The sequence below is a fragment of the Shewanella sp. SR44-4 genome, assembly GCF_014163715.1.
Classification (GTDB): Bacteria; Pseudomonadota; Gammaproteobacteria; order Enterobacterales; family Shewanellaceae; genus Shewanella.
This window is the reverse complement of the sequence record NZ_JACJDU010000107.1, coordinates 1-1,643: the sequence shown is the minus strand read 5'-3', so window position 1 is coordinate 1,643 and position 1,643 is coordinate 1. Positions and strand designations below refer to the sequence as shown.

The 1,643-nt window shown below is 43.9% G+C and carries 1 protein-coding gene; it reads left to right on the top strand.

Translation table 11 applies throughout. The features are described from left to right. Window positions 1-69: 69 nt before the first annotated feature. A protein-coding gene (locus tag H5125_RS21570; RefSeq protein WP_182745475.1) for an IS3 family transposase occupies window positions 70-1,610 on the top strand; the annotation gives its coding sequence in 2 pieces (ribosomal slippage) (window positions 70-535 and window positions 535-1,610; 1,542 coding nt in all). Window positions 1,611-1,643: the final 33 nt, after the last annotated feature.

The window sequence follows — 1,643 nt, the reverse complement described above, 5'->3', positions numbered from 1 at the left end:
CCCCCTGTGTCAGGATAGTTGTCGCCTCAATTAATTTACAAATAAACAGGGAGCGGTAAGTTACAGCAAGTGAATTATCAAAGGCATTCCGGTCAATTTAAAGAAGCTATATTAAACAAGTTTAGTCAAAGTGGTTTGTCGGTTCGTAAGTTTGCAGAGCAAGAAGGCATTAATCTCTCAACCCTGTATAGTTGGCAAAAGCAATTTAATACCTCAGGGTTAAACGTGTCAAAAGTCAGTTCATCGGATAAATGGTCAAGTGAAGAAAAGTTTTCAGTGGTATTGGAAACAGCCTCTCTGTCGGCAGTTGAGTTAAATGAATATTGCCGAGCTAAGGGGTTATATCCTGAGCAAGTCAACGGATGGAAGCAAGCTTGCATTGCCGGTAATACAAGCATAACACTGACAAGTAAAGCCAAGACAACACCTGGACAGAAGACTGACAAAAAACGCATTAACGAGCTAGAACGTGAGTTACGTAGAAAGGATAAAGCGTTAGCGGAAGCGGCTGCTTTACTCGTACTCGGAAAAAAGTTCGATGCCTATTGGAAGGAAAAAGAGGAAGACTGATTTCGCTGACCGATAGGCAGAAGCACGCGCAGTGGGTCAGTACAGCAGTAGCATCAGGCGCGAGACAAGATAAGGCCTGTGACGTGATTGGATTATCAAGTAGAACCTTACAGCGTTGGCGAATAGGCGGTGAGATTAGCGCAGATAAAAGGCCAACCGCAATGAGGCCAGAGCCTGGAAATAAACTGAGTCATGCTGAAAGACAAGCCGTGATTGATGTGTGTAATAGTGAAGAGTTTGCCTCATTACCACCAAGCCAAATTGTCCCGATACTCGCCGATAGAGGTGAGTATATTGCTTCGGAGTCGAGTTTTTACCGTGTATTACATACTGAAAACATGCTGCACCACCGAGGCAAAGCTAAGCCGAGAAATGTTCATAAAAAGCCAACCAGTTATACGGCTAAAAAAGCGAACGAAGTGTGGAGTTGGGATATCAGTTACCTGCCTACAACGGTGATAGGAAAACACTATTATCTGTACATGATTGAAGATATTTACAGTCGAAAAATCGTCGGTTGGGAAGCTCACTACGACGAAACAGGTGAGCAAGCAGCAGCACTACTAGAGCGCACCGTCTGGTCAGAGAAATGCTTAAAGAAAGACGTTGTGTTGCACTCAGATAATGGCGCGCCCATGAAGAGCCTGACGATGCGAGCTAAGATGTACGATTTAGGTGTTGTGACATCACGAAGTCGTCCAAGGGTAAGTAATGATAATCCGTACTCAGAATCGCTATTTAGAACGGTAAAGTATCATCCACGTTGGCCTAGTGAAGGTTTTAAGTCGTTAGAAGCAGCACGTAAATGGGTCAATGAATTTGTTTGTTGGTACAACAACGAGCATCGCCATAGCAGGATTAAGTTTGTGACACCAAACCAAAGGCATGATGGTCTTGATGTTGGAATACTGGCGAAGCGAAAAGCGTTGTATCAGACAAAAAGAAATGAACATCCAGAGCGATGGTCAAAAGAAGAGCGAAACTGGCAGCCAATAGGCGCTGTGGAGTTAAATCCAGAGCAACATAAAGAAGCTGCTTAACAATTTAGGCGACAACTGTCTTGAAAAACGCCG